The sequence below is a fragment of the Sphingomonas sp. STIS6.2 genome (genome assembly GCF_000732685.2).
Taxonomy (GTDB): Bacteria; Pseudomonadota; Alphaproteobacteria; order Sphingomonadales; family Sphingomonadaceae; genus Sphingomonas; species Sphingomonas aerolata.
In genome coordinates this window covers 1-3,825 of sequence record NZ_JPDP02000119.1, presented here as the reverse complement: position 1 = coordinate 3,825, position 3,825 = coordinate 1, and the positions used below count along the sequence as shown (strand labels likewise).

The 3,825-nt window shown below is 54.3% G+C and carries 3 protein-coding genes; 2 read left to right on the top strand and 1 reads right to left on the bottom strand.

Annotated elements, in window-relative coordinates:
• Positions 1-1,038: 1,038 nt before the first annotated feature.
• Both sphst_RS13705 and sphst_RS20645 read left to right on the top strand, forming a co-directional pair.
• On the top strand, positions 1,039-1,611 hold the full coding sequence (locus tag sphst_RS13705; protein ID WP_159043636.1) for a hypothetical protein: 573 nt from the start codon (positions 1,039-1,041) through the stop codon (positions 1,609-1,611).
• A gap of 210 nt (positions 1,612-1,821) precedes the next feature.
• Positions 1,822-2,439 (top strand): hypothetical protein, encoded by a 618-nt coding sequence (locus sphst_RS20645; protein ID WP_159043635.1) that lies wholly within the window; start codon positions 1,822-1,824, stop codon positions 2,437-2,439.
• A 78-nt stretch (positions 2,440-2,517) separates the two neighbouring features.
• Here sphst_RS20645 and sphst_RS20640 read toward each other — a convergent pair whose 3' ends face one another.
• A complete protein-coding gene (locus tag sphst_RS20640) occupies positions 2,518-3,384 on the bottom strand; it encodes a hypothetical protein (RefSeq protein ID WP_159043634.1) in 867 nt (288 codons plus the stop codon).
• Positions 3,385-3,825: the final 441 nt, after the last annotated feature.

The following is a 3,825-nucleotide window of genomic DNA, read 5'->3' as shown; positions in this document are numbered from 1 at the left end:
CCCCCCCCCCGCATGGCGGTGGCTGGTAACATGTCAGCTTTTTATTCAATTAATGCGTTGTATTTATATAGGGCTTTGCACTTCAGAAAATAGCATAACCATACGCTGAGCTGCGCCATCCCGATTGCAGGGCGCGCGAAAAGCGGCCGAAACGAAATTCCTTAAAAGGATGGTATTTTGGGAAGTGTCGAGTCTGCCGTTTCGTGACAGCGTTGCTGATCGGGTAGCTTGCAAATCCGCCACGGGTACGGTGAAAATGCGGACAGTCGATAGATTACTGGGGCTGTTAGATGCAATTTGGGCGTGTGTGGCTTATCCTGCTAGCTGCTTTGGTGGCGCTACAAGCTCTTGTGCGGCCCACAGCAAACTTATTGTCCGTAAGGGACGACAGTCAGGGCATCCTCGCGCGTATTGCGGCAGAAAATGACTTGCCTTGGCCCTCATCAACGGGCGTCGTATCTTTGCGCGCCTCGGACTATAAATGCGGGTTTCCTGTAGACACAGTGGCCTTGGAGCCAAAGATCGCAGAAATCGTCAGCCCGCTTCGCTGGGCAGCAGAACGTATTTACCAAGGTGACCTTCTGACTGCGGCAAGCGAGAACCTTTCGCCATTGCAGGTGAGATTGTGGCAGTTCCGCTATGGTGTAGGTCTTTGGTCTGGCCGATTAGACGATGGCCTTATCCCAACCGCGCAAGTCCAGAAGGCGAGAGACTTCGCTGTCCTGTATTACACTATCAGACTTCGCCAGATCGCTTGCGATGTAGCTCGTGGGATGCGTCGGAACCAAGCCAAATCTTGATAATGTGATTGCGTTAGCACCTCACGGCCTAATGCGGCACGCGCCTTTCCCATAAACGAACGGCTGGCGAGGGGGCATCGGCGTTCTCGGAATCGATGGAAAAATGGGAAGGCTTCCATCGGGAGATCATGGACGGCCGGTCCCTAGGCCGGCTGCCTAAGCCCAGCTGGACGTTATGATTTATCCAGAGATCAGCGGTATAGCTGCCCTTCGATATTAGATCGCTTGGAGAATTAGCATGAAACTAAAGCTTGAAGCCGTTGCTTTGGCGGCTCTTACACTCAGCGCAGCGGCGGCAGCTCAACCTACGGCCGAACTGCCGTCGGCAGTAGCCACTTTTGGCAAGCTTTGCTTGGCAGGCGGGCTTGATCCGGCAGCGCGCTCAACTGCACTCTCGTCGGCAGGCTGGCATAAGACTGAGACGACGAACATCGACGTGCCAAAGCTTGCCATCTCCAAGGCGATCGATCGCAACTATGATTTTAGCAAGCCTGAGGCGACGGAGCAGTGGAACGGTACGCTCGACGGTCGTCCGGCCAGTGCGGTCCTCGCCAGCTTCGACTCCAAGCGACGCTATTCGAACCTGTGTGCGTTAACTGTCGAGGGCGTGCGAAATGCCATGCCTTATGGTGACGAGTTAAAGACGGCGTTCGAAGCCTTCGGGATCAAGGGCAAGAGCGTTGATCTTGTTCACTATTATGAATATGCGGGCAAGGTAGGCTCAGACAAGCACCCCGTCCGTGGTGAAATCTTCACGCGCTCATTGGCGACCGGCGGCCGCGATACCATGCATATCTACGTCGCTTACTAAATCTGCCACTACGCAAGGGCGGCGAAAATACTGATGCCGACTTCGCGCAGTCGGAAGAGACGCGGTCGTAGCTGATCATGACGTAGATTGGGCGGTAACCCTTTCGCATTCAGGATCGAGTTTCGGGAATGGCGCGTCTCCGCCAGCAGCACGGCCCACGAGCCCTTAGGGCTAGGCAGATATTCACAACCATCGGCTAGAAGCAGCGAGATGCAGATAGCCAATGGTCCCGATATCACGTTCATTCCGGTTCTCAATTACATGGTAGAACCGCGCCTGAAGCTCGTTGTCCAGTATTCGTCCGGCTATCTGGATGAGCCGACCTGGCTTTCGGTAGTGCATGATCCTTTAATGGACTCTGCCCAGCTTACTAAGCCCATGTCCGAATTCGATGAACGGTCATGGTATCGCCTTCATAGTGCACCTCCGCCCCCGCAGCTCATACGTTCTGAGCGCGCCGAGACATTATTGAAAATTCCACTCCGCATCGATCGCGATAAGCATCGACTTGTGATCGTCGTTCAAGATGAAGGGAGGCCGATCGCCTTTGACGAAAGGTTGGTGGACCAAGTGGACTGTGCTTTGCTCGGAAATGGAAATCTGCTGTTACGATCGGTGCTCAATGCCGGATTACTGCTGCCTGTCTGGGATCGGGAAGCTACGCAAAGCTACCTGTCTCACCATCTTCCCGACCAATCGCGTATCGCACTGTATGTGAGTGAACAAATGGCCGAACGCCTTATCGAACGCGATCCAATTAAGCTTCCAGACTCCCCAGCGGGCCTTGTGCTGCTGAATGAGCGGGGCGTGCGCACAAGGCCTATCTGAACGGTCGGGGCATTCCCGATGGGATCGAATTCCGGGAACGACCGGGTTGGACAGAATAGCCGACTGGCAATCAGCACTCTAGACCGCCGGCGGCGGGAGGCTCTTAGAAAGACGGATGTCCAGTGATTGGAGATCGCGCTTACCCGACCGCAGCGTCGCAACATAGTCGATCTGATCAGCATCATAGTAGCCGTAGTGGCTATATACCGTTACCGCACCCTCATTCGGGATAACCAATGACTTAGGCCGCTCGGGTGGGGCTGTTTGCACCAGAGAAAGAAGCTTCGAGCGTTCGTAACCGCAAGGCTTTCCTTGCGAGTCGAGACAGTGAATTTGCGGCATGGGTAAGGTTTCGATCGCCTTGTTCAGCTCCGCAATTTGGTCCGTCCGAACATAATATTCGTACGAACTTGACGCTTCCTGCCAATTTGAAGTGTCGACCGAATACGCACGGCAACTTGCCAATGCTACGTCAGGGGAAACGGATTTATCCGAAAGTGTGAAATATCGATTTCGCCAATAGAGTGAGACAAAAACGTGGTCAAAAATGCGACCGTTTTTCAATGTTAAAGGTTTGACGAGAGGGTTATCAGGTTTTTGATAGTTAAATGAGAGGCGCACATGCCGCTCTTCGCAAGTAGAGCGCTCTGCCTTTACCTTTAGTGCGATATCAATCGTCAGTCCAGAATAACGGGGAAGAGGAAGATAAGTGTCTTCTTGGATAGATGCGCTGGTTAGTTCGTCAGCAACAGCGGGTAGTACTTCATCAGCTAACCGCCTCGCTTCCTTACCGTGGAATTGGTAGATAATGCCGGGATACTTCCCCGTCATCGTGGGAAGCTTAAAGCCCGGTCCATGCGATGGTTGGGCGACCGCTCTTCCCACCCCAGACACGAACGAGAAAAGTGCCGCGCCTACCAATGCTGCCAGTGCAAATCGAGTCATCTGAGTCTCCCCGGGCGAAGCTCATATCACCTCTCGGCTTTGGCAAAAACAATTCAGCTCGAAATATTGCATAAGGCTGCTTGTGGACGTTTTTGGTTGATCTCACTCTTCCCGAAGAGGAACGTCGGGCGGGAACCTCGCCTGGGCGATCGCGCCGAGAGCCGTCCGGGGCACCCCCTTTCCCAAAATCTGTTCCCGATTACTCTTTCCCGAAATGGCCTGTCGGAGACGGAGAAACGGCAAAGATCGCGCTTAACGAATGGCCGTTATCGGGAGCCCGGATCGCCAGCTTGAACGCCTGGATGTGGGCGAATGCAGACTGGCAGCTTTCCCTCCCAAGAGGAGCCCGGTCGGCTTTGATGAACGGGCGGCACGCCAGTAGCGCCTGAACGTCGAGACCTGGTGGAAGGCGGAACGTCCGTTATGGAAGAGGCGATAGTG

Bases quoted from the DNA above. Each gene is read 5' to 3' on its own strand.
- sphst_RS20640 (WP_159043634.1), bottom strand. From the start codon at position 3,384: ATGACTCGATTTGCACTGGCAGCATTGGTAGGCGCGGCACTTTTCTCG.
- sphst_RS13705 (WP_159043636.1), top strand. From the start codon at position 1,039: ATGAAACTAAAGCTTGAAGCCGTTGCTTTGGCGGCTCTTACACTCAGC.
- sphst_RS20645 (WP_159043635.1), top strand. From the start codon at position 1,822: ATGCAGATAGCCAATGGTCCCGATATCACGTTCATTCCGGTTCTCAAT.